We start from the raw sequence: 22,653 nt of genomic DNA on the forward strand, positions 1-22,653 counted from the left end.
TTACAAAAGGAGTCTCTAACTCAATTTCTTGTACATTCTGAAGCGCGTCCATGTTATATAAACCGCTACCACCCAGAATACCGATTTTTGCTTGAGTGACCATTAATACAGAATTCTCATGATAAATATGCTCTTATAAAAATAACATCTTTTGTTAACAAAGATGTTATCCTTCGTACACTAATGAAAAGAAATCGAGATTTTTTTTATACGTTATATTAATTGATAATTTAATTGAGATTAATGACCTATCGAAGAACTAAATTCTTCGGCTGGTTCTACCTTAGCAGAACATTCTAAAACGAGGGAACTTTCTAACTTAACCACTTTTCTAAACTTTCCCAAGTCGGGGTAAAAGGTGCTGCTGCTAAACTACAGGCTTTCCATTCTGCACGGACTGGAACACCCAATTGTTGGCACATTCCTCCCCGACGGCCTTCTGTCTGATAGTAACGACAAAAGCGACAAGATGAAGTCAAAAAATTAGAGGTTTTCATGGGAGTTTTTGGGCAAGGTGTGTATGGAATATTTGAGTTTTTCCTTCCAGGTTTTATTATCTAATACGACTAAAGGATGAGAGAATCTGCTGACTGATGCCTCTGTCTAGATTTCACTGTTTTCTTTGATCCCCGCTTCTTTAGGTTTTTTTTAATATTTGTTTTACAAAAGTCCACGAAATCTCCTAAAAATCAAAGAAACTTCATTAAATTAATTTTTGAAAATTGAGTGAACTGACAAAGAAAATACTGGGGATCAAGAATAAAAACGAAACTATCGAAGGAAAACTTAACTAATAATCAGAGATTATACGGAGACAAACTGTCGTCTATCCCTTTACTAACTGAATCATTACTCTAAGTTCGACAAAGATTTTGTTTGCCAATGTTGCGTTATGCAAAGATAACATTGAGACCACCTTTCTAGTTCAACTGAAGGAGTCGGACAGTGACAGTGAGGACATAAAGGAAGGTCATTGAGATGGTGAGCGATCGCATCAGTCCATCGTTGAAAGGCTTCTTCTGGGGTTTGAGGGGTTTTAGGGGAAGGTTTGACCGTATCAGTATAAGCAAAGAAACTTCTCCCTTTGTCAGCAGATGATAATGGTTGGTGGCCTGGATGAGAATGCCATTGAGCCGGAGAAAAACGAAGCTTGTGCAAGGGAGAACCGGACAAGTGATGATTTAGTTGTTTCAGCAGAGAATAACTTTGAAACGATAATTGCTGGGCCCAACCGGAACTAGAAACCGCTATCCAAAGCATATCCCTTTGAACATAGAGGGGTTGACTCTGGGAAGCTGTTTCTTGTGAGACGATAGTTGACCAAATGTCACAGATTTCAATATAGCGACGATATTCGTTCCATTTCGGCTGTTTAGCTATCACTTCAAGGAGATGATCGATCGAGGTGAGACTCATAGCAAGTTAGGAGTAATTAGTGAACGATAATCAGTTATATAGCGATAGTACATGATTGCCTTCGCCTCACTAACTAACAATTGTATTAACATGGCATTAAGGCCAAATCCTAATAATTTTCTATGCTCTCTCAAATTAAAACCCTTGCTGAAGACTTAGCCCCTAGACTGATTGAAATACGTCGCCATTTACACGCCCACCCCGAATTAAGTGGACAAGAATATCAAACCGCAGCCTATGTAGCCGGAGTGCTTTCCTCCTGTGGCCTTCATGTCCAAGAAGCCGTAGGAAAAACAGGGGTTGTGGGAAATTTAGAGGGAAATGGTAATCATCAGGGAATTTTGGCTATTCGTACCGATATGGATGCCCTACCCATTGAAGAACGGACAGAACTTGACTTTGCTTCTTGTAAACCTGGGGTCATGCACGCCTGTGGTCATGATGTTCATACAACCCTAGGACTGGGAACGGCGATGATTTTATCCCAGTTACGAGACCACTTACCGGGTAATATTCGCTTTATCTTCCAACCCGCCGAAGAAATCGCCCAGGGAGCAAGCTGGATGGTGCAAGACGGGGTCATGCGAGATGTGGATAGCATTTTTGGGGTTCATGTGTTTCCGTCTCTTCCAGCCCGTTCTGTGGGCATTCGCTACGGGGCCTTAACCGCAGCGGCCGATGATATTGAAATCTTTATTCGAGGAGAATCAGGCCACGGGGCGCGCCCTCATGAGGCAGTGGATGCCATTTGGATTGCTTCTCAGGTGATTACCACCCTACAACAGGCGATCAGTCGTACTCAGAACCCTTTGCGACCCCTGGTTTTGAGCATCGGACAAATTACAGGAGGACGGGCGCCTAACGTCATTGCTGATCATGTCAGAATGGCCGGAACCGTGCGATCGCTTCATCCGGACACCCATGCTAATTTACCCGACTGGATAGAAGGAATTGTTGCCAATGTTTGTCAGACTTACAATGCCAAGTATGAAATGAATTATCGTCGGGGGGTTCCTTCGGTTCAAAATGATCTCAATCTAACTCAAATACTAGAAAGTGCTTGTCGAGAAGCATGGGGTAACGATCTCGTGGAAATGCTTCCCGAACCTTCTTTAGGAGCAGAAGATTTCTCTTTATATTTACAACACGCTCCAGGAACCATGTTTCGCTTAGGGGTTGGACAACCGGATCAACTTAATTATCCCCTACATCATCCCTTATTTGAAATAGATGAATCTGCCATTATTACAGGAGTCGTTACCTTAGCTTATACCGCTTGTAAATATTGGGAAATGAAGCAAAAATAATCCCTTTTTAGGTAATAGCTACTGTTGTTAAAACCATTGTGCATCAGACAATCTTGAAGGTATAATAAGCCCTAGGTCTTAACATTTTCTTCAGGATTGACAGAACCATGACTTCTAGATCCATAATTAGTTCTTTTTTATTGCCATTTTTGGGAGTTTTGAGCGTTTCTGCTCCTGTTTATGGGAAATTTAACAGTAATCTTACTGTAGAAATCGACGGGGTGAGCGATCGCCGAGGACAAATTTGTTTTAGTCTTTTTAAAAGTAGTCGTGGTTTTCCTGACAGTGGCAATGATGCTGTGGATAAACGATGTGTCAAAATTACAGAAACTCCCCCTAAAATAACCTTTAACGATTTACCGCCCAACACCTATGCGGTGGCCGTGTTTTGGGACAATAATTCTGATGGAGAATTAAACCGTAACTTTCTAGGAGTTCCCACCGAAAAATTTGGGTTTTCTAGTAATCCCATTGTACGCACCGGCCCTCCTAAATTTTCTGATTCTGCTATTTTAATTACCGGTAAAAACCAAGTTATTTCTATTAAATTACAATCCTTTTAACAATTATTAGTGACCAGTGAGCAGTTATCGCTCACTGGTCACTGATCACGACTTTAAAGGGCCTGCGCTCTCAGCCAAGCAATCGGTAAATAGACCATTTTCTTGGGAGTGCGCACAAACGCTCGTTGATTGAACACATCATAATCATTGGCTTCGATGACATCAAGAATCCCTTGATACAACATCAAAGCTGCCCAAACCGGCCAACGAGAGTCCCGAGAGAGAATCCGAATGCCCCGTTCTGCATCTTTATAATACTGCCTGGCCCGTTGAATTTGAAAAGCCATTAACTCACGCCAGCGATCGTCAACGACCCCTTTCAATAAGTCTGTTTCTGTATAGTTAAAGCGATCTAAATCTTCTAAAGGTAAATAAATACGTCCCCGTTGGGCATCTTCTCCCACATCCCTTAAGATATTGGTTAACTGATTGGCTATCCCTAAAGCGATCGCTTCTTCTTTGGGGATATAGTCCTCGAGTTCTTTATTCCAAGGGCCAATAGAAGGCTGTTTTTCCACTCCTAAGACGGCGTTCGACATTAAGCCAACGGTTCCAGCGACGCGGTAACAGTACAGCTTTAGCTCATCAAAGGTCTTGTAACGGTTACGATACAAGTCCATATGTTGTCCTGCAATCATGTCCTCAAAGGGTTTAATTTCTACAGGAAACCGTTGTAAGGTATCGACAAGGGCAACGTCTTCATCGTCGAGGGGATGACCCTTAAACAAGCATTGAAGATGGTCTTGCCACTGTTGTAGGGTTTCTGGGGTGGTATATTTGGCTTGAGGACCGTCGACTAATTCATCGGTACGGCGACACCAAACATAGATAGCCCAGATCGCCCGTCGTTTTTCCGACGGCATTAATAGGGTTCCCAGATAAAAGGTTTTTGAGTATTTCTGGGTGATTTGACGACAGCGTTCGTAGGACTCTTCTACGGAGACCAGCATTTTTGGGGGTTGGGGACGTTTAGGCAATTGTAGCATTCAGCACAAGCAGAATGATTTTCTATAGTAATAAAGAGGTAATGGAGTTTTGTGACCGTTAGACTCTTAGCATTGTCCCATTCATTGACTCTTTCGTCATTATTTCGGGCAAAATTCTCGGCCACTTCCCTAACAGTCAAACCGCTCAGACTAAACTAAAGAGGCTTCTTTAGGGGCTTGAGAGCTTGATGGGTTCATCTTAGCCGGGTAATCTTGCGCTAGGGTTTGCGCTGCTAATTTTCCAGATAAAACAGCCCCTTCCATGCTGCCTAGATATTTTTGCATGGTAAAGTCCCCTGCTAAATAGAAGTTAGCAATGGGAGTCTTTTGGGAGGGACGATAAGCTTGTCTGCCGGGGATGGCTTTATACACAGAACGAGGTGTTTTGACCACATGATATTTGAGCAGTTTTGCCGGGTTTTCCCCGGTAAAGTGTTGGGGGAAGAGTTTTTCAATTTCGGCCATGGTTACGTCAATAATGGCTTCATCGGAGGCGGTGATCCAATCCTGTGCCGGGGCTAAGACTAACTCCAACATCGAGCGATCGGGGTCAGCGTATTCTTTACAAGTGTTACTCATGTCCGCATAAACACTGAGTAAGTCGGAACGGGAAAATAGCAGGTGATCAATATCGGTGAGTTTCCGATCAAACCAGAGATGAAGGTTAATAACGGGAACCCCTTCTAAGCCTTCTAATTTCTTAAATTCGTCCAGTTGTCGCCAGGGTTTGGGTAAAATAACCTTTAAAGGATCAACGGGCATGGCCGACACATATAAGTCCGCTTCTAACCGTTGGTCAGGTTCCCCATTGAGTCCCCTGATCACATAGCCTTTCACTGTCTGATCGTCATTGAGTAATATTTCTTTTAAACCCGAATTTAATCTAACTTCTCCCCCTCTTTCAGTAATGTAATCAACTAAGGGTTCACAGAGTCTTTCGGTGGGGGAACCATCGAGAAAGGCCATTTTTGAGCCATTTTTCTCTTGTAAAAAGCGATTTAACGCGGTTAATAAAATGGTGGCTGAAATTTCATTGGGGTTAATGAAGTTTAACGCCTTAGACATGGCAATAAAGACTTCTTTTTCCACTCTAGGGGGAATATTCTGTTTTTTGAGCCACTCTGACCAAGAATACTGATCCATTTCTTCGACGTAGCTTTGTCCCCTTACAATGGCAGGGAGTAGACCTAAACCGAACTTTATTTTTTCTTCCCAGGTCAACATATCGTTATTGCGTAAAATGGCAATAATCCCGTTGACCGGTGCTGGTAGATTAGGAAAATCAAATCTTGAGTAAGTTCCGGGGGTTTCCGGTTGGTTGAAGATCATGGTATGTTCTTTCCACTGTAAGCGATCTTCAATTCCTAGTTCTTTGAATAATTGCAACATATTGGGATAGGCCCCAAAGAAGATATGAAGTCCGGTTTCATACCAGTCTCCGTCTTCGTCTTTCCAGGCGGCCACCTTGCCACCTAAAACGTCTCTTCTTTCTAAAACAATGGGGGTGTGTCCTGCATCCACAAGATATTTGGCACATGAAAGGCCAGCTAAACCGGCTCCGGCGATCGCAACTCGCATCTATTTTCTTCTCTATAAGGGTTTATGTTTTACTCATTATACTTTGCATTTCGTTACATTTTGTTGAGATGGGAAAATTTTCTCCATAGACAGAAAAAGTTAAGGGGTGAGGGGATCTTCTGTAACGATGATCAAGATCGGCCTCCCATCTGATAAAATTGTCATGGAATCTCCTATTCTTAATTGATTGCCTCGAAGATAAAGATCATTACCATCTTAAAATAGGACTCAATGAGCAAAAACGAACGCCGAACCTTTTTATTAGACTTTGAGAAACCATTATGGGAATTAGAGGCTCGTATTGAACAAATTAGGCAACTCGCTGAAGAAAATAATGTCGATGTTTCTGAACAAATTGCTCAATTAGAAAGTCGAGCGCAAAATCTCAGAGAAGAAATATTTAGTAGTCTCACCCCGTCTCAACGTCTGCAGTTGGCTCGTCATCCTCGTCGCCCTAGTACCTTAGATTATATTCAATCTATTGCCGATGAATGGTTTGAGTTACACGGCGATCGCGGGGGCTACGATGATCCTGCCTTAGTGGGAGGCATCGCTCGCTTAGGAGGCCGCCCAGTGGTCATTCTCGGCCATCAAAAAGGACGGGATACTAAGGATAATGTGGCCAGGAACTTTGGAATGCCAGCCCCCGGTGGATACCGTAAGGCTATCCGCTTAATGGAACACGCTAACCAGTTTTCTATGCCCATTTTGACCTTTATTGATACCCCTGGGGCTTGGGCTGGGGTAGAAGCTGAAAAACTCGGTCAAGGAGAAGCGATCGCCTTTAACCTTCGTCAAATGTTTAGTTTTGATGTCCCTATTATTTGCACCGTGATCGGAGAAGGGGGATCAGGAGGAGCCTTAGGGATCGGCGTAGGGGATAAACTCCTCATGCTCGAACACGCAGTTTATACCGTGGCGACTCCCGAAGCTTGTGCGGCCATTCTTTGGAAAGATGCTAAAAAATCCCCTCAAGCAGCCGTAGCCTTGAAAATTACCTCTAAGGATCTTAAAGAATTGGGAATTATTGATACCATTGTTCCAGAACCTTCAGGGGCGGCCCATGTTAACCCCTTAGAAGCCGCCGCCATCTTGAAAGACACCTTAGTGGATAATTTAGAAGCGTTATCCAATTTAACCCCAGAAGAACGCAAAGAGTTACGTTATGAAAAATTTCGCAAAATTGGCGTTTTTCTCGATGCCAGCGCTCATGTTCCCATTCATTCATAGTCCCTCATCGGGGATCATCACCCAAATCATTGATTTTTAAGATCCCTCGTTGGGAATTGACCAGAAGATGTTATAATTGACTAGGTAAACTTTTGTAACAAAACCTTAAAACTATTGTAGATGTTACTCAGGCTTTGCCCAAGGGAAACACCTTCACCTGAAGCGCAGAGATTTTCTGCCCTCACTATGAGATAATTTCATTGTGTTGGTTTCTAGAACTTTGAAGCAAGCCCTTGCAAACCATCTAAGACGCTCTCCAGAGTGTTGAGATTTGAGTATAGAGAATAAACTATATCATGGATTCTTCTTCAAGTCAATTAAACGCCATCATTACTGGAGCAAGCAGTGGTATTGGCAAAGCGGTCAGTTTAGCTTTTGCTCAAGCGGGAGTTAATGTCGCTTTGGTGAGTCGTTCTCTAGAATCTTTAGAAACCGTAGCCCAAGCTTGTACCCAAGAAGGAGTAAAGGCCAAACCCTATGTTATGGACTTAACAGAGTTAACCAAAATCCCAGCAAAGATTCAGGATATTGTTAAAGATTTTGGCAACATCGACATTATAGTCAATAACGCAGGAATGGGCTACACCAATTTGTTAGGAGAAACCCCCTTAGCAGACTGGCAACAGGTTATCAATTTGAACTTAACCAGCGTTTTTCAATGTGTACAAGGGGTTTTACCCCAGATGCGAGAGCGGAAAAAAGGAACCATCATTAATGTTGCTTCCGTTGCAGCCACTCAAGTATTTCCAGAGTGGGGAGCTTATTCTGTGAGCAAAGCAGCCTTAGTGTCTTTTTCTAAGGTATTAGCGGCCGAAGAGCGTCGTCATGGCATTCGTGTGGTGACCATTTCTCCGGGTCCAGTTAATACCTCCATTTGGGACACAGACACCGTACAAGCTGACTTTGATCGTAATGCCATGCTAACTCCCGATGTGGTGGCACAAACCATTCTTCAAGCGGCCTTATTACCAGCCGAAGCCGTCATTGAAGATTTGACCATTTTACCTAGTGCTGGAACCCTTTAATCCCAAGATCAGCGTTTTTTTATTACTATGACAATAGCTTCCTCCAACGGCTCCAACTTTCGCCAGTCTAATGGTTCTAAGGTGCTGAACCCCGATCTCATCGAACGGGTATCCAGTCGACCTGATCGCAACACCCATAATGGACAACAGGCGAAAATTCAGCCCACTTCTGATGAAAGTACCGAGAAAATGAAAGAAGCGGTCTATACCATGTTAGAAGCAGTGGGAGAAGATCCTGAGCGTGAAGGGTTACTCAAAACCCCGAAACGGGTTGCAGAGGCCATGAAATTCCTAACTCAAGGCTATAATCAGTCCTTAGAAGAGTTAGTTAATGGAGCCATTTTTGATGAAGGCCATAACGAAATGGTCTTAGTTCGAGATATTAACTTCTTTAGTCTCTGCGAACATCATATGTTACCCTTTATGGGACAGGCTCATGTGGCTTATATTCCCAACCAAAAAGTGGTGGGTTTGAGTAAGTTGGCTCGCATCGTTGAGATGTATTCTCGTCGTTTACAGGTACAAGAACGTCTCACCCGTCAGATCGCTGAAGCCATCCAAGAAATTTTAGAACCTCGCGGTGTTGCCGTAGTCATGGAAGCCAGTCATATGTGTATGGTAATGCGTGGGGTTCAAAAGCCAGGCTCATGGACAGTTACCAGTGCTATGCTGGGTGAATTTGATGAAGAACAAAAGACTCGTGAAGAGTTCCTCAATTTAATTCGTCATCAACCCAAATTCTTCTAAGTTAACTTAATTTTGACTTTAAACCCCGCCCTTAAGGACGGGGTTTTTAAGTTTATATATTAATTTTGTTAGGTTATTTAGCTAACACCAGCATTAGACGAAGCATAAACAGCAACCGTCAGTAAGCCACCGATTAATAATACGGCCGCTACTCCCATGATAATGTAGTTACGTTGTTGAGAGGGGCTCGGAGGCTTGGCTTCATAAATTTTCGGCTCTACTGCAAAGTTGTTTAAGCGTCCGCCTTCTTCTGTGGTATAGGGCATAAAAAATCCTCTTATGTACTTTTTTTAATTTAACTTGCCATCCTCAATATAGTATAAAAAAACTTTACAAACAAGGGGAAGACTAATGAACTACGAGTAAAGGGATAGGATAAGTATCTTTTCGGTTATTTAGGTTGTTGAATTTGAGTTAAAGAGATAAGTCTGTTGACTATGTTAATCAGTAGAATTAGCTAGGATTATGTAAGTAAAGATGAATAGAAATCCGTAGGGTTACTGAAACTCTCATCATCTTTATCAGTTAGCCTATATAGTAGCCCCCATTATTACTGATTTTTAACAATAAAATTAAAGTTATTACATTAGGGTTGTTGTATCGCCTTTGCTTTTTAGATGGGTAGTTTCTCCTGATGAAATTTCCGTTTTCTTCTCGTTATCTATCTTTTTATCTTCCTCTAATGATGAGTGTTTTTGTAGGGGGAGGACTTTCTATTGTGGTTACTTTGATCCATTGGTCTTCACAAATGTACAGAGTTAAAATAAATTTTGAAAAACAGGGAGATCATTTGGCTGAACATTTACAACAACATATTCAAGAATATACCAATATTACAGACGCATTAGGAGCATTTTACGAAGCTTCAGATCAAGTAACCCGTCAAGATTTTCAACTGTTTACTCAGCATTTTTTAGATGAAAAATCAGCAATTTTCGGGATGGCTTGGGTTCCAAAAGTTTCTCAAGAAGAACGCTTTGTTTATGAGCAGAAAATGAAAAATTATGGCTTTACTAATTTTAAAATTTGGACAAACAATGAAGAAAATTTAAACAATAAGACTGAATATTTTCCCGTAACCTATGGTGAACCCAAGGAAATTTATCGCTCGGTGATTGGTTTAGAATTAAGTTCCCATGAAGTTTTAAATAATCCTTTAGAAAAAGCAAGAGACACAGGAGAAATTGCTGCGAGTCAACCAGTTAAGTTGATTAATGGTGGACAAGGATTTATGTTATATTATCCTGTTTATCGTCGAGAAAGTTATCCGAAAACAGTTGAAAAACGCCGTCAAGAATTTAAGGGAATTGTTTATACAGTTTATCGAATAGAAGATTTAATTAAAGTGATGTTACATCATTCATCTTCTCTCAACCATAGTTTTTTTATTACCAATACACAAACTTTACAAGAAAATAGTATTTTTATTAGTTTTGATAATCAGGAAAAAAAAATAAAGACGACAAAAGAAATTCCTTTTAAAATACCATCCAGTTGTCAAAAAATACTACCCTGTCAAAGAAAATTAACCATAGCAGATAGACAATGGTTGATAACCATAGTTCCTGAAATTAATCAAACAGCTATTTTGGTTAAATCTGCTTTGGTTTTTCTGTTAGGAATAGGACTAACCACATTAATAACAACTTATTTATGGAAAATTTTGTCCGAAAAAAAGCATATAAAAAGACTCGTTACAGAAAGAACAAATGCTTTAATAAAAACCACTGAAGAGCTAGAAAATACCGTTAAAAAAAGAACAAAAGAATTAGAAAAAGCAAACGAAGAGAAAAATCAAATCCTAGATAAAATAAACCATGAGTTACGAGTCCCTTTGAATAATATTTTAGGTTTTTTAGATTTATTAAGTCACAATAATCATTTAACTAAAGAAGAAGAGGAAAGCTTTTATATTATACAGCAAAATAGTCAACACTTATTAAAATTATTTAATCAAATATTGGAGTTTTCTAAGTTAACATCAGGAAAAATATCTATTCAATGGGATGTGGTAAATTTAGAAAATTTAGTGACTGCTGTTTTAAAGCAATTTTATCAGAAAGCTGAGGTTAAAAAATTAAAATTAAATTATTGTATTGATTCAGAAGTTTCTCAATATATAAAAATAGATGAAAGTAAATTGACAAAAATTTTAATTAATCTGTTGGATAATGCTATTAAATTTAGTCATCAAGGTGTTATTACCATTAGATTATTTTGTGACAATCAGCTTTGGCTTTTAGATGATAATGAGGATACAATTAATAATACTTCTCATAAAAATCTTTGGATTGAAATAGAAGATCATGGAAATGGGATTCCTATAGAGATTCAAGAAAAAGTTTTTGCTCCTTTTTTTAGATCAAAAGAAAATAAAGGAGTTGGTTTAGGATTATCTATTACCCATAAATTAGTTAATTTAATGAGGGGACAAATTTATTTAAAAAGTCAATTAGGTCGAGGAACAATTGTTCAATTTCATGTACCAGTCACTATCCCAAAACCAGAAGAAATTAATCGAACTTCTAAAAACCAAAAGATAATAAGTATTGCCAATAATGAACCTGATTATCGTATTTTAATTATTGATGATCAGGTTGAAAGTCGAGAATTATTAATAAATTTTTTAGAACCGCTTGGTTTTAAAATTAAAGAAGCAAGTCACCCAAAAGAGGGTTTTAATATAGCGCAAACTTGGTATCCTCACTTAATTTTTATAGATACAAAAATTCTTTTATCAGATGACAATATTGACTTGAAAAACATTAAAAATTTTCAATCCTTAGAACACATTATTGTCATTGGATTAGCATCAGGAAAATTAGAAAATAATCAAGTCGATAAATTACAAGAATGTTGCGAAGAATGTCTTTATAAACCATTTGAAATTCAACTAATTTTAGAAAAAATCAACTACTATTTAGGCGTTAATTACCGTTACGAAAATGAGGATATTGAACTAATTAATATAGGAAAATTGGCAAATAACTTAAATTCTTCCGATTTAGAAATGATGTCTTCACAATGGCTTGAGCAAGTTTATTGGGCTGCTAGTTCGGGAAATTACTGTATTTTACAAGAACTCATTCAACAAATTCCTGATAACCATTCTTCAGTCATCATCAGTATGATGGAATTAGTTAATAATTTTAATTACCGAAAAATTAGAGATGTTATTCAACCATTAATCAATTAATTATGAATATAAAAACAAACAATAAAGCTGATATTCTCATTGCTGATCATCAAGTGGACAGTTTAAAATTATTGTCTAAAATTCTTGAACAACAAAACTATCAAGTTAGACAAGCCATCGATGGAGAAATGGCTTTAATGGCAGTGGAAACAGACATTCCCGATTTAATTTTATTAGCAACTAATTTAGATAAAGTCAATAGTTATGATCTCTGTAGAAAAATCAAAGAAAACGAAAAAATGGCTAATATTCCTGTGATATTTTTGAGTAATTTTGATGAAATTGGAGGAAAAGTAAAAGCTTTAGAAGTAGGAGCAATTGATTATCTGATTAAACCTTATCGTCAAGAAGATTTATTAGGGATCATCAAGAATCAAGTTAGCCTTAGTTTAAAAATAAAACAGTTACAAGAAAAGCACAATAGTCTAGAACAAAAACTAAAATTATTAGAAGTTTCTCAAAAATTTAATCAAAAAATTCCCCTGGAATCTCATTTATTGTATCAAGCGATCGCCGCCACCAATAATAGTATAATTATCACAGATGCAACTGCCCCTGATTATCCGATTATTTATGTTAATCCAGGGTTTGAAACCATGACAGGTTATTCTTTTGAAGAAGTGAAAGGAAAAAATTGTCGTTTTTTACAAGGAAGGGATGGCCAACAACCTCAACTTGAGCAAATACGTCATTGTCTTCACCACGGAGAAAGTTGTCATATTACCTTGAGAAACTATCGTAAAGATGGTTCATTATTTTGGAACGAAATGTCATTATCTCCCATTAAAGATGAAGCAGATAAAATCATTTATTATATGGGCGTGCAAACGGATGTCACTGATAAAAAAAGAGCCAATAAAGAGCAACAGAGATACAAAGCTTCTTTACAAAAAATGAATCGAGAGTTACATGAACTTAATCAAAAATTATATCGTTTAGCTAATCTAGACGGGTTGACAGAAGTCGCAAACCGTCGTTGTTTTGATGAGACATTAGAACAAGAATGGAAACGGTTGACGCGAGACAAAAAACCCTTATCTTTAATATTAGGAGATATTGATTACTTTAAACGCTATAATGATAAATATGGACATTTAAGGGGTGATGATTGTTTAAAGAAAGTAGCAGCAACCATCGCTAAAGCGACCTTAAGACCGGCTGATTTAGTTGCCCGTTATGGGGGAGAAGAATTTGCCGTCATCCTACCAGATACGCCCTATGAAGGGGCAAAACAAGTGGCTCAGAGAATTTTAGAGTCCCTTCGCAGCTTAAAACTACCCCATGAAGCGTCCGAGGTTAAACCCTATGTCACCATGAGTTTAGGGGTGGGAACGATTAATCCTTCTGCCCAGACAAAGGCCAACTATTTTGTGGATGAGGTGGATGAGGTGTTATTTAAGGCTAAAAAACAAGGACGCGATCGCCTGATAGGGGTTGACAAACAGACATCTTGATCCCTGTGTAACAATGTAAGTGTAAGTGCGATTCGTTGAGCTAGAAAATTTGTACCAATACAAATTTTCTAGCTCGTTCAGAACCTAGAAATCTGAATAACTGTTGGTTTGTTGGCTAAAGGAACCACATTCGGAGTCAAGGGAGTTAAATCCTGAGAATGACGACATAACCCTCCGTTTTGGACTTAGTAAACCCAGGATGGAAGCAGGGTTAAAAGGGAAACCCGTCACGAAACAGCGTGATAAGCCGTTTTCCGAGTCAATTGGTCAAGGTTAAACATCACGTTGAATCATCGCCTTGAACCCTCAAGAACAGTAAGTAGCTTAACTGTTTGACAAGCTGCGTTCAAAATGAACATAGTGAAAAGTGGAAAGCTTTATGCCTTATCCACACCGACTGCTAAAATTAGCTTGGGGGAAAGATGGGGTAGATAGTAATTGACACCCTTAAAAGACCTAAAACCAATACACCCAAATCAACGGAACGAAGTAACCCCGTGACTGCTCTCATCACTGGTCGAGTAGTTGAGAAGTGACAAACTTAAGCGCAAGGGTCACGGGGGTGAGAAGTTGTAAGAAGCAAATGCCAACCCATAATAGGTATGGATAAGCTGACGTACAACTGGTTTATTAGTACGAAATAGCAACAAGTAGAGGTAGAAATGTCGAAAGCGAGGATAACCAAGCCTACGCAAGAATGGAATACTATAAACTGGGCCAAGGTTCAGAGGAAAGTGTTTAAGCTTCAAAAGAAGATATTTCAAGCTGTTAAGTCAGGAAACAAAGTCAAAGCCAAAAAACTTCAAAAACTCCTGTTAAAGTCACATTATGCTAAGCTCTTAGCCGTTCGCAAAGTGACCCAAGACAACCAAGGACGGAAGACAGCAGGTATTGATGGGGTAAAGGCATTACGCCCTAACCAAAGAGTAAATCTTGCCTACGAACTTAATGTTAAAGGTTACAAAGCAAAAGCACTCAGAAGGATATGGATACCCAAACCAGGGCGTGACGAAAAACGACCATTAGGGATACCAACCATCAAAGATAGAGCGATGCAAGCCTTGGTTAAATCAGCCTTAGAACCGTACTGGGAAGCCCAATTCGAGGGAACATCATACGGCTTTAGACCAGGCAGAAGCGCACATGATGCCATTGGTAGGATATATCTAGCAATTAGTAAAACAGCAAGATACCTCCTAGATGCCGATATATCAAAATGCTTCGATAAGATTAACCATGATTACCTACTGTCCAAAGTAGATTGTCCCACCATCATGAAACATCTAATTAAAAGATGGCTAAAATGTGGAGCAATGGATAACGGTGTATTTGAGGAAACCCATTCAGGAACCCCTCAAGGTGGTACGATTAGCCCTCTATTAGCTAATATCGCACTACACGGAATGATTAACCATGTAGAAAACCGCTTCCCTCGCTATAAACGAAGAGAAGACGGTTCTCTCTCACAGGGCTTTAAGCCTAAAATCATTCGATATGCTGATGACTTCGTAATTCTCCATGAGGATTACGACATCATTCTACAATGTAAGACCTTAATATCTCAATGGTTAGAACAAGTAGGGCTAGAACTAAAACCCGAAAAGACCTCCATTAGACATACTCTTAGGAGTATTGAAATCGATGGAAAAATCATTGAACCTGGGTTTGACTTTCTAGGGTTCAATATACGGTCTTACCCCGTTGGTAAACATCACTCTGGTAAAACAGGAGGGATAATTAACGGCATAGACATATCCAAACTTATTGGATACAAGACCCTAATCAAACCTAGTAAAAAGGGCATAAAAGCTCACCATGAGGCGATTAAAAATGTCATAAAAAACCATAAGAAATCCCCTCAAAAAGCATTAATCAGGAATTTAAACCCTGTAATCAAAGGATGGTGCAACTACTACCGAACCGTAGCAAGTAAGGAAACATTCTCATCTGAAGATGCAATAACTTGGAATATGCTTAGAGCATGGGCAGTATCAAGAGTCGATAAAGGTAAAACTATTGATAAACTCCGCAAATATTTCTCATACGGAAACAAAGGAATATGGACATTTCGCACTAAAGAAATGCAACTGTATTATCACGCCGATACGGAAATAAAGAGACATACGGTGGTTAAACCTGAAGCCTCACCTTATGATGGAAACTGGACATACTGGAGCCAAAGACGTGGCAACTACCCAGAAACACCCAACAGGGTTGCAAAACTCCTAAAGAAACAAAAAGGTAAATGCCCGTTATGCGGTCAACACTTTTCGCCTGATGACTTGATAGAAGTTGACCACATCATCCCGAAATCGAAAGGCGGTAAGGATGAATATAAAAACTATCAAGCTCTACATCGTCACTGTCATGATGTCAAAAGCAGAAATGACAATTCCTATGATTGGTCTGAAAATGACTATAAATGGAAAGATGATGTATTAACAGTACCCATGACAAGGGATTAATTGCCGAAAGCCGTATGACAAGAAATTGTCACGTACGGTTTGGAATGGGAGGGGAAGGAGGCGACTCCTTTCTCGACCCCTACTTGTAAAGAGTTACCCAGGAGGAAAATTTAACATGAGTACCGAATCTCAAGTCCCTAAAGAAAGTGCCATTACGACTACCGACACTGAAGATACAGCGATTACTCCTGAAGTGGTTTCCGAAGACTCTTCTAAAACCCCTAGTGAGATTCAACAAGAAACAACAGCATTGATTGAGGCCATTAGAAGTAAAGCCTTAACCGAAGCGAAAGAGGCGGGAGAATTAGCCCGTGAGAACTATTTAGACACAGTTCGTCGCATTCGTCAAGATATCGAAGAACGAAAACTCTTTGATCCTCATCGCATTGATGAAGCGGTTAAGTACATTCAAACGGAGGTGGAAAAAGACTGGGAGAGTGTGGTTAAAGAATGGAATAGTGTGGTTAAGGAAGTGAGTAGTTTCGGCGATCGCTTGAATGAAGCGGCCAAAGCTGCTTGGGAAATTTTAACCGCACCTTCTAAGGATAAAAATAGTTAGATTGATAACTCAATAACTAACATTTTTTAGGTGGGCAATGCTCACCTAAACTTTGAGGGTTATAATCAGAAAATGAGCATCAAATTTAATGGTTTTGATTGGGAGCAAGGAAATGAGCAAAAATGTCAAAAACATGGATTAACAAAATTAGAAATTGAAAAATTTTTTCAAGGAAAGATACGGGTTAATCCTGACGTTAAGCATTCCTCTTCAGAAGATCGATATTTAGCCATTGGTCGTTCTCCTAATGGTAAACCTATGTTTGTTGCTTTTACCTTAAGAAACTATCAAGGAGAAACTTGAATTAGACCCATTAGCGCACGTTATATGCACCAACGAGAGGTTAATAAATATGAACAAGCGTTTACCGAACATGAACAGTGATCAAGATGTAGAAAACTTGTTAGATCAAGACCTTTCTGATTACTTAAATGCGGATAATTTTTCACCTGTAACCTTTGAACAGTTCAACAAGAATGAAAGTATTAAATTAGATATCTCTTCTGAACTTTTAAACGCTGTTAAAGAAGCTTCTAAACAGAAAGGAATGAATGAGCAAGCTTTCATCACTGAAGCAATTGAACAAGCTTTGAAATTGGGATAGAATAGATTTTAGTTTTTAGTTTTAAGTCATTACATTCCAATTAACTTATTATATTCTGCATGAGATCCAATCCAAAACCATGATATTCCTCCTTTTACTTCAATTCCTAATGCTCTGTAATTTTTTCCTGCTCTAACTGACCAATATTGACCTACTTTTTTTAAATGTAGTGAAGGATGAGAAGGATCAATTTTCAGCAAATTGTAACACTGATCAGCAGTTTTTTGAACTTCTTTAGGTAAAGCAGAATAACATTGCCAAAAGCGACGAGTTGTATAGTGCATTAAATTTCTTTACACTCTCCTGCTTCATATTCTGCAATCGCTTCTGCTGCTAAATCATCTAGTTTTCCTTGTTTAATATCTTCTTCTAATTGTTGATCCCAGTTTTGATAATCAAGATCAGATAACCATTCAAGTAACTGTTGAACTTCATGGGATGGTAATTGTAAAATAGCTGATTCAATTTGATCTAGTGTTAGCATAATATGCAATTAGAAGTCTCTCCTTTACTAAAAGAGATTATAACTTATAATTTCTAAGTTTCGGTAAATGTTTTTTACTTTTTAGATAAATAATGCAGGAGAAACATGAAACATTTCGGCTAAAGTTTTAGCTTGAGACTTACTAATAGAGCGTTTTCCATTAACCACTTCTGAAACAACTCCTTTAGATCCTATTTTACCCACTAAATCAACTTGTTTCATGTTATGTTCCTCCATCAAATGTTCTAAGATGTCATGAGGAGTAGCAGGTTCGGGTTGCTCTTGTTTTTCATCATATTCTTTAATTAAAGCAGAAATTAACTTAAGAATTGCTGTTTCTTCTTCACTCCTATTAGTGTTCATCATTAATTCAATTAAAATATCACCATACTCTTGATATTCTGCTTCAGTTTCAATGACTTTGGGTTGAAATTTAATCAAAAGTTGGTTATAGGTATCTGGGTTGATTGTTAGAGCCATAGTTGTGAATTAACCTCATTCAATTTAGCTAGGATAATGGGGGAAACAGTCCCCCATTGGTTAAATTATTGAGTAGTTGGAGATAATTTAGAATTGGTATTTATCATAATCAGCATGGGTAAGAAAAGTAACATAAACAACTAATTTTAAAGAATAATCAATTATAGTAATTAAGCGATAAGAATTGCCTTTAATATTAAATACAGTTTTACCATTAACGTAATCTGCCGATGGATAAGTTTCTCGAACTTTGGTTATATCATTCCAATCTGAATTGTCTATAACTTCTATCCAAGATTCTATCACTTTTTTTGTATCACCATGTTTACCTGCATCCTTTCTTAACTGAGCTTTACGTCTTAGTTCCATAAGGTGTTTTTATAAGAACTTACTCTTTTAGGTTCTCACAATGAGAACTTTTTGTCAAGTCCTTATACGAAGAAGTTAAAAGGGTGGGCATGACCCACCCTACTGTTCCTTAATAGTAATAAAGTTAGTCAACTTATGATAAGAGTGTTTTAAGGCTTACAAGCTTTCATACGAAATAAAATTAACCAGCATCTGTCTTCACCATCTTTGAAAAAACTATGTGGGAAGTACCCTACAGGTTTAGTATCAAGTGATTCAACCGTTGGGTTTAAGTCGTTGATCCAGTAACCGTCTTGTCTCCAACCGACGCGATCGCCAAATTGCTGCCAAATTTTTTCATCATATTGTTTTGTTGCACCGAGATCATCGATATAAATTTTCGCTTGGACACTAAAACCAAACTTTTCATTACTGTATGTAACCCACAATTTGTTAATGGTCTTTAGGTCTTCACAGGGAAAAGTTTTAATGTTTTCTATGCTTGACTCCTTTATTCTGTCTGAATTAATAATTTGATACATTATCGAAGCAGTTTCTTCGTCAGCTTCTTTCCATTTCTGTATTTGTAGAAGGTTGTTAAGCTGAGTGTAGTCAATACCTTTGGCACTTTTAAGTTCAATTGATATCGGTTCGGAAGGATAACTCAAATTAAAATTTGACATATTAGAATTAGTAGTAACTATTTTATGAATTTTTTGAGAAATTTTATAAAGAGCTTCATCTTGTTTGTATTCTTCTAAACTATTCAAAGGATCTGAAGTTGGCATTTGCAGAGATGAAAGAGATAGTTCTTCTGGACCTTCTTTGGGATCAGGAAATTTGAAAGTTGTTTCTTTCCATAAACACTGACGTAATAAAACAGGAAGAATTATTACACCTTTGTCCTTAGCATTTTTCAGTAAGACAGGTAATTCATTGTTACGGATATACTTGGATGCTAAAAATGACGGACTGACTAATAAAACGGCAACCTTAACTTGCTGTAGTGTTGTCTGAATTTTGTCGTGCCATTCCACCCCTAATTCAATCTTTTGATCTGACCAAATATCTGCTTTATCTTGTAATTCAAGAGGTGCAAGGTGTTCTAAGAGTCTATCTAACCACTTCTTACTAGGATCAGAACCTTCGTTATCCTTGTGAGCATAGCAGATAAAAATTTGTGGCATATTATTGTTCATATATCATTTTGTTTCTTAATGTATGTCTATCTTTATTATAAGCAAATTTTAAAAAATAGAGGTAAAAATGCCAAACACAATGCTCAAAAATTGCTATAATTAAGTAAACGTATTTACTATAAAATTTAACTAAATCATGAATAATAAAACATTTGAAGTAGAAGTTAAAGATGGTATTTTAGTTATTCCTCCAGAAATTCAAGATTATCTACGTCAATGTCAAGGAAACACTAAAGTATCTATTACCATTACCTCATCTTCAGATAATTCTGATAATTTAAAAGAAAAAGAAAGAAAAGAAGCTAAAGCAATTTTACAAAGAGCAAAAAAACACGCTCAATCTAATGTTTCTAAATCATTTAATGAATTATGGAGTGATTTTAATCAAGTAAAAGATCAGATTGCTTCAGGATTTTAAAATAAAAAAGCTAAAGACTAAACACTGATTATTTTTTAACTGTAACAATTAACAACTTTAAGAAATACCTGTGACTGAAACTATATATATTGAAACAAGTATTATTGGGTATCTAACAGCCAGATCAACCACAAATCTGATTATTGCTGGTAATGTTGAAATAACAAGACAATGGTGGCAAAATCGCTATGATGACTTTGAGCTTTATATTTCACAGGTTGTCTTAGATGAAGTCGCTAGAGGAGATGCAGAAATTGCTTTGAGACGACTACAAATTCTCGATGGTTTCCCCTTAGTTGAACTTAATCAAGCAGTACGAGATTTATCAAAACAATTTCTTTTACAAAGTAACCTTCCTCCGAAAGCGTCTGACGATGCAGTTCATATTGCTGCTGCAACTGTTCATGGATTAGATTACTTGTTAACATGGAATTGTAAACATATCGCCAATGCTAAAATTCAAAAAAAGTTAGCTCAAATTAGTGCTAATTTGGGATATGAATTACCTGTTATTTGCACTCCCTACGAACTTTTAGGAGATTAGAACAATGTGGAAAGATGAAATCTTAGATGAAATTCATCAATTTCGAGAAGAACACGCAAAATCTTTTAACTATGATTTAGATGCTATGTTTGAAGATTGGCAAAAAAAACAATTAGAAAGTGGTAGAAAAGTTGTTAGTTTTGTACCAAAGCAAAAAATGAATCCTAAAAAGTAGGGTGGGCAATGCCCACCACAAACCGTTAGAAATTGCTATGATTCGTGATAGCATCGTTTAACTTTTCTATCACTTCATCAACGGCCATCGTTCCTAACTCACCCGATGCACGAGTACGAATACTCAAGGCATTGGCTTCTACTTCTTTTGCCCCAACAATAGCCATAACAGGAATCTTTTGTTTCTCCCCGTTACGAATCATTTTACCGAGTCTTTCTCCTGATGTATCCGCTTCTGCACGAATACCTAAAGAAAGCATTTTACTAGCGACATCTTTAACATAATCTAACTGCACATCACTAACCGGTAAAAGACGTACTTGAATAGGTGCTAACCACAGAGGAAAATCACCGGCATACTCTTCGATTAAAATGCCAATTAACCGCTCTAAAGACCCAAAAGGTGCGCGGTGAATCATCACCGGACGGTGACGGTTGCCCTCTTCTCCCACATATTCTAACTCGAATCTTTCGGGGAGGTTATAGTCAACTTGAACGGTTCCGAGTTGCCATTCTCTTTCTAAAGCATCTTGGAAAATAAAGTCTAATTTTGGACCATAAAAGGCCGCTTCTCCTTCTGCTTCAAAATAGTCCATTTCCAAGGTTTGAACGGCGCGACGGATAGCATTTTCTGCCTTATTCCAGGCTTCATTTGAGCCAATATATTTATCAGAATTAGGATCTCGAAAACTCAATCTTGCTTTAAAATTCTTCAGTTGTAAACTTCTAAATACCGAGAGAATTAAATCTACAACATTGAGAAATTCATCATCTAATTGATCCGGCGTAACAAACAAATGGGAATCATCCACCGTAAACCCACGAACACGGGTTAAACCTCCTAATTCTCCTGATTGTTCATAGCGATAAACGGTTCCAAATTCTGCTAATCTCATGGGTAAATCACGATAAGATCGTAACTCACTCTTATAAATTTGGATATGAAAGGGACAATTCATCGGTTTCAGAACAAACCCCATTTCTGAGGTTTTTGCTTCCTCAGTTTCGGCCATCATGGGAAACATATCTTCTTTGTAATTTTGCCAGTGACCAGAAATTTTAAACAAGTCCACCCGGCCAATATGAGGAGTCACCACCGGAAGATAACCCCGTTTCAGTTGTTCTTGTTTCAAAAAGTCTTCTAAGGTTGATCGGATAATAGTCCCTTTAGGGGTCCACAGGGGTAAACCAGGGCCTACGGGGTCCGAAAAGATAAATAACCCCAACTCCTTACCCAAACGCCGATGATCGCGCTTTAACGCCTCTTCCTTGCGTCGTTTATACTCAGCCAACTGTTCCGGTGTTTCCCACGCGGTCCCATAGATGCGTTGTAGTTGCGCTTTCGTCTCATCTCCTCGCCAGTATGCACCGGCCACCGATTCGATGTCAAACGCTTTGGGGTGCAAGTCTCCCGTGGTTTCCACGTGGGGACCGGCGCAAAGATCCCACCACTGGTCCCCTAAATGATAGAGGGTGATGGGGGGTTCTAAACCTTCCAGGATTTCCAGTTTATAGGGTTCTTGAAGCTCGGTAATGCGTTTTTTGGCTTCTTCGGCGGAAACCTCTTCACGGACGAGGGGAAGCTTCTTTTTGATGATTTTGATCATCTCTTTTTTAATCGCTTTTAAGTCTTTGTCCGTGAAGGGTTCGGGAACATCGAAGTCGTAGTAAAAACCGGTTTCTGTCCAAGGGCCGATAGTCACTTGCGCTTTGGGGAATAATTTCTGCACGGCCATGGCCATCACATGGGATGCCGTGTGACGGATACGTTTTAGTTTATCAGATTCGCTAGTGCGCGGTAGTTTGATGGGTTGTTGTTCTGATACTTCGGGGGATGCTGCTTGTTTAACCATTCACATTCATTCAATAACTCTCT

General features: G+C 38.5%; 24 protein-coding genes and 2 pseudogenes. 14 read left to right on the plus strand and 12 right to left on the minus strand.

Annotated features, from left to right (window positions below; all coding sequences use genetic code 11):
* The 3 genes and pseudogenes from C4E06_RS28785 to C4E06_RS14080 form a co-directional block, all read right to left on the minus strand.
* A pseudogene (locus C4E06_RS28785) lies at positions 1 to 103 on the minus strand (S-methyl-5'-thioadenosine phosphorylase); the annotation flags it as partial.
* A 137-nt stretch (positions 104 to 240) separates the two neighbouring features.
* Positions 241 to 497: pseudogene (locus C4E06_RS14075) on the minus strand (hypothetical protein).
* 352 nt (positions 498 to 849) lie between these two features.
* Positions 850 to 1,416, minus strand: coding sequence for a DUF721 domain-containing protein (locus C4E06_RS14080; protein WP_107668646.1), 567 nt, complete (start codon positions 1,414 to 1,416; stop codon positions 850 to 852).
* 122 nt (positions 1,417 to 1,538) lie between these two features.
* Here C4E06_RS14080 and C4E06_RS14085 point away from each other — a divergent pair, with 122 nt between their 5' ends.
* Entirely contained in the window at positions 1,539 to 2,723 is a 1,185-nt protein-coding gene (locus C4E06_RS14085) for a M20 family metallopeptidase (RefSeq protein ID WP_107668647.1), read from the plus strand.
* Positions 2,724 to 2,830: 107 nt separating this feature from the next.
* Entirely contained in the window at positions 2,831 to 3,286 is a 456-nt protein-coding gene (locus tag C4E06_RS14090; protein WP_107668648.1) for a DUF2141 domain-containing protein, read from the plus strand.
* A 53-nt stretch (positions 3,287 to 3,339) separates the two neighbouring features.
* Here C4E06_RS14090 and crtB read toward each other — a convergent pair whose 3' ends face one another.
* A complete protein-coding gene (gene crtB / locus C4E06_RS14095) occupies positions 3,340 to 4,272 on the minus strand; it encodes a 15-cis-phytoene synthase CrtB (RefSeq protein ID WP_107668649.1) in 933 nt (310 codons plus the stop codon).
* A 150-nt stretch (positions 4,273 to 4,422) separates the two neighbouring features.
* On the minus strand, positions 4,423 to 5,850 hold the full coding sequence (gene pds, locus C4E06_RS14100) for a 15-cis-phytoene desaturase (protein ID WP_107668650.1): 1,428 nt from the start codon (positions 5,848 to 5,850) through the stop codon (positions 4,423 to 4,425).
* A gap of 231 nt (positions 5,851 to 6,081) precedes the next feature.
* Between pds and accA the strand changes: the two genes are divergently transcribed.
* The 3 genes from accA to folE all read left to right on the plus strand — a co-directional run bounded on the left by accA (position 6,082) and on the right by folE (position 8,852).
* On the plus strand, positions 6,082 to 7,080 hold the full coding sequence (gene accA / locus C4E06_RS14105) for an acetyl-CoA carboxylase carboxyl transferase subunit alpha (protein WP_107668651.1): 999 nt from the start codon (positions 6,082 to 6,084) through the stop codon (positions 7,078 to 7,080).
* Between the two features lie 296 nt (positions 7,081 to 7,376).
* On the plus strand, positions 7,377 to 8,105 hold the full coding sequence (locus C4E06_RS14110; RefSeq protein ID WP_107668652.1) for an SDR family oxidoreductase: 729 nt from the start codon (positions 7,377 to 7,379) through the stop codon (positions 8,103 to 8,105).
* 27 nt (positions 8,106 to 8,132) lie between these two features.
* The gene (gene folE, locus C4E06_RS14115; protein ID WP_107668653.1) at positions 8,133 to 8,852 is read left to right on the plus strand and encodes a GTP cyclohydrolase I FolE; all 720 of its coding nucleotides are present in this window, start codon (positions 8,133 to 8,135) and stop codon (positions 8,850 to 8,852) included.
* A 77-nt stretch (positions 8,853 to 8,929) separates the two neighbouring features.
* Here the strand turns inward: folE and psb34 are convergent, their stop codons facing one another.
* The gene (psb34, locus tag C4E06_RS14120) at positions 8,930 to 9,118 is read right to left on the minus strand and encodes a photosystem II assembly protein Psb34 (RefSeq protein WP_107668654.1); all 189 of its coding nucleotides are present in this window, start codon (positions 9,116 to 9,118) and stop codon (positions 8,930 to 8,932) included.
* 368 nt (positions 9,119 to 9,486) lie between these two features.
* On the opposite strand from psb34, the gene C4E06_RS14125 reads away from it, so the two are divergent.
* The 6 genes from C4E06_RS14125 (at position 9,487) to C4E06_RS14150 (ending at position 17,130) form a co-directional block, all read left to right on the plus strand.
* Positions 9,487 to 12,048: a CHASE domain-containing protein gene (locus C4E06_RS14125; protein WP_107668655.1), complete on the plus strand. Its 2,562-nt coding sequence runs from the start codon at positions 9,487 to 9,489 to the stop codon at positions 12,046 to 12,048.
* 2 nt (positions 12,049 to 12,050) lie between these two features.
* Positions 12,051 to 13,502: a diguanylate cyclase domain-containing protein gene (locus C4E06_RS14130; RefSeq protein WP_107668656.1), complete on the plus strand. Its 1,452-nt coding sequence runs from the start codon at positions 12,051 to 12,053 to the stop codon at positions 13,500 to 13,502.
* A gap of 662 nt (positions 13,503 to 14,164) precedes the next feature.
* On the plus strand, positions 14,165 to 15,967 hold the full coding sequence (ltrA, locus tag C4E06_RS14135) for a group II intron reverse transcriptase/maturase (RefSeq protein WP_107668657.1): 1,803 nt from the start codon (positions 14,165 to 14,167) through the stop codon (positions 15,965 to 15,967).
* Between the two features lie 115 nt (positions 15,968 to 16,082).
* Positions 16,083 to 16,526, plus strand: coding sequence for a hypothetical protein (locus C4E06_RS14140; protein ID WP_107668658.1), 444 nt, complete (start codon positions 16,083 to 16,085; stop codon positions 16,524 to 16,526).
* A 72-nt stretch (positions 16,527 to 16,598) separates the two neighbouring features.
* Positions 16,599 to 16,829 carry a BrnT family toxin gene (locus C4E06_RS14145; RefSeq protein WP_198648684.1) on the plus strand — a complete coding sequence of 77 codons (231 nt, stop codon included), beginning with the start codon at positions 16,599 to 16,601 and terminating at the stop codon, positions 16,827 to 16,829.
* Positions 16,830 to 16,878: 49 nt separating this feature from the next.
* Complete coding sequence (locus C4E06_RS14150; protein ID WP_107668659.1) at positions 16,879 to 17,130, plus strand: CopG family antitoxin; 252 nt, start codon at positions 16,879 to 16,881, stop codon at positions 17,128 to 17,130.
* Positions 17,131 to 17,159: 29 nt separating this feature from the next.
* On the opposite strand, the gene C4E06_RS14155 is transcribed toward C4E06_RS14150, so the two are convergent.
* From C4E06_RS14155 to C4E06_RS14175, 5 genes are all read right to left on the minus strand, one after another.
* Entirely contained in the window at positions 17,160 to 17,414 is a 255-nt protein-coding gene (locus C4E06_RS14155) for a hypothetical protein (RefSeq protein ID WP_107668660.1), read from the minus strand.
* Positions 17,414 to 17,614, minus strand: coding sequence for a hypothetical protein (locus C4E06_RS14160; RefSeq protein WP_009547225.1), 201 nt, complete (start codon positions 17,612 to 17,614; stop codon positions 17,414 to 17,416). The genes C4E06_RS14155 and C4E06_RS14160 overlap by 1 nt, the downstream gene beginning before the upstream one ends.
* Before the next feature lie 81 nt (positions 17,615 to 17,695).
* Positions 17,696 to 18,094 carry a type II toxin-antitoxin system HigA family antitoxin gene (locus C4E06_RS14165; protein ID WP_107668661.1) on the minus strand — a complete coding sequence of 133 codons (399 nt, stop codon included), beginning with the start codon at positions 18,092 to 18,094 and terminating at the stop codon, positions 17,696 to 17,698.
* A gap of 87 nt (positions 18,095 to 18,181) precedes the next feature.
* Complete coding sequence (locus C4E06_RS14170) at positions 18,182 to 18,463, minus strand: type II toxin-antitoxin system HigB family toxin (RefSeq protein WP_107668662.1); 282 nt, start codon at positions 18,461 to 18,463, stop codon at positions 18,182 to 18,184.
* A 149-nt stretch (positions 18,464 to 18,612) separates the two neighbouring features.
* Positions 18,613 to 19,641, minus strand: coding sequence for a GUN4 domain-containing protein (locus tag C4E06_RS14175; protein ID WP_107668663.1), 1,029 nt, complete (start codon positions 19,639 to 19,641; stop codon positions 18,613 to 18,615).
* A 136-nt stretch (positions 19,642 to 19,777) separates the two neighbouring features.
* On the opposite strand from C4E06_RS14175, the gene C4E06_RS14180 reads away from it, so the two are divergent.
* The 3 genes from C4E06_RS14180 (at position 19,778) to C4E06_RS27945 (ending at position 20,778) form a co-directional block, all read left to right on the plus strand.
* Complete coding sequence (locus tag C4E06_RS14180) at positions 19,778 to 20,059, plus strand: hypothetical protein (protein WP_107668664.1); 282 nt, start codon at positions 19,778 to 19,780, stop codon at positions 20,057 to 20,059.
* A 70-nt stretch (positions 20,060 to 20,129) separates the two neighbouring features.
* Positions 20,130 to 20,603 (plus strand): type II toxin-antitoxin system VapC family toxin, encoded by a 474-nt coding sequence (locus tag C4E06_RS14185; protein WP_107668665.1) that lies wholly within the window; start codon positions 20,130 to 20,132, stop codon positions 20,601 to 20,603.
* Between the two features lie 4 nt (positions 20,604 to 20,607).
* The gene (locus C4E06_RS27945; RefSeq protein WP_198648686.1) at positions 20,608 to 20,778 is read left to right on the plus strand and encodes a hypothetical protein; all 171 of its coding nucleotides are present in this window, start codon (positions 20,608 to 20,610) and stop codon (positions 20,776 to 20,778) included.
* Positions 20,779 to 20,803: 25 nt separating this feature from the next.
* On the opposite strand, the gene thrS is transcribed toward C4E06_RS27945, so the two are convergent.
* A complete protein-coding gene (gene thrS / locus C4E06_RS14190) occupies positions 20,804 to 22,630 on the minus strand; it encodes a threonine--tRNA ligase (protein WP_107668666.1) in 1,827 nt (608 codons plus the stop codon).
* Positions 22,631 to 22,653: the final 23 nt, after the last annotated feature.

Origin of the sequence: Cyanothece sp. BG0011 (assembly GCF_003013815.1) — a bacterium.
GTDB lineage: Bacteria > Cyanobacteriota > Cyanobacteriia > Cyanobacteriales > Microcystaceae > Crocosphaera.